The sequence below is a fragment of the Georgenia satyanarayanai genome (assembly GCF_023715365.1).
Classification (GTDB): Bacteria; Actinomycetota; Actinomycetes; order Actinomycetales; family Actinomycetaceae; genus Oceanitalea; species Oceanitalea satyanarayanai_B.
Genome location: NZ_JAMBNZ010000172.1, coordinates 1 through 389, shown reverse-complemented (window position 1 = coordinate 389; position 389 = coordinate 1). Strand labels below are relative to the sequence as shown.

At 77.4% G+C, this 389-nt stretch carries 1 pseudogene; it reads left to right on the top strand.

Annotation, left to right across the window (positions count from 1 at the left end):
- Nucleotides 1-389 (top strand): annotated as a pseudogene (locus M3148_RS17545) (Asp-tRNA(Asn)/Glu-tRNA(Gln) amidotransferase subunit GatB); the annotation flags it as partial.

Genomic DNA, 389 nt, shown 5'->3' with positions numbered 1-389 from the left:
CCGCCGCCGCCCGCACGTGGAGGAGGGGCGAGCGCGCCCGCACCGCCAAGGGCGTCAACCTCGAGCGGGCCGACCTCGCGATCACGCCCGCGCAGGTCGCCGAGCTCGCCGCGCTCGTCGAGTCGGGCCGGATCAACGACACGCTCGCCCGCCAGGTGCTGGCCGGAGTGCTCGCCGGGGAGGGCGGTCCCGAGGCGGTCGTCGTGGCCCGCGGCCTCGAGGTCGTCTCCGACGACGGCGCCCTCATCGCCGCCGTCGACGAGGCCTCGCCGCCAACCCCGACGTCGCCGAGAAGATCCGCGGCGGCAAGGTGCAGGCCGCCGGCGCGATCGTCGGTGCCGTCATGAAGGCCACCCGTGGCCAGGCCGACGCCGGCCGCGTCCGTGAGC